Consider the following 270-nt stretch of genomic DNA (forward strand, 5'->3'; position numbering starts at 1 on the left):
CATGCGGACGTGGCGCAGTGGTAGCGCATCACCTTGCCAAGGTGAGGGTCGCGGGTTCGAATCCCGTCGTCCGCTCGGAGAGGCTGCTGCTTGCGATTTGCATCGGCCTGCTCGGTGGAGTGGCCGAGAGGCGAGGCAACGGCCTGCAAAGCCGTGTACACGGGTTCAAATCCCGTCTCCACCTCGCAGTTTGAGGGCGATTGGCGCAGCGGGAGCGCGCTTCCTTGACACGGAAGAGGTCACTGGTTCGATCCCAGTATCGCCCACCAT

Annotated in this window: 3 tRNA genes; all 3 read left to right on the top strand. The window is 63.3% G+C overall.

Going from position 1 to position 270, the window contains the following annotated elements:
- Positions 1 to 3: 3 nt before the first annotated feature.
- The 3 genes from WH85_RS46445 (at position 4) to WH85_RS46455 (ending at position 269) form a co-directional block, all read left to right on the top strand.
- A tRNA-Gly gene (locus tag WH85_RS46445) sits at positions 4 to 75 on the top strand.
- 38 nt (positions 76 to 113) lie between these two features.
- Positions 114 to 184: transfer RNA gene (locus WH85_RS46450), tRNA-Cys, on the top strand.
- A 10-nt stretch (positions 185 to 194) separates the two neighbouring features.
- Positions 195 to 269, top strand: a tRNA-Val gene (locus WH85_RS46455).
- The last annotated feature ends 1 nt before the right edge of the window (position 270 follow it).

The organism is Actinoplanes rectilineatus (assembly GCF_000962825.1).
Lineage (GTDB): Bacteria > Actinomycetota > Actinomycetes > Mycobacteriales > Micromonosporaceae > Actinoplanes > Actinoplanes rectilineatus.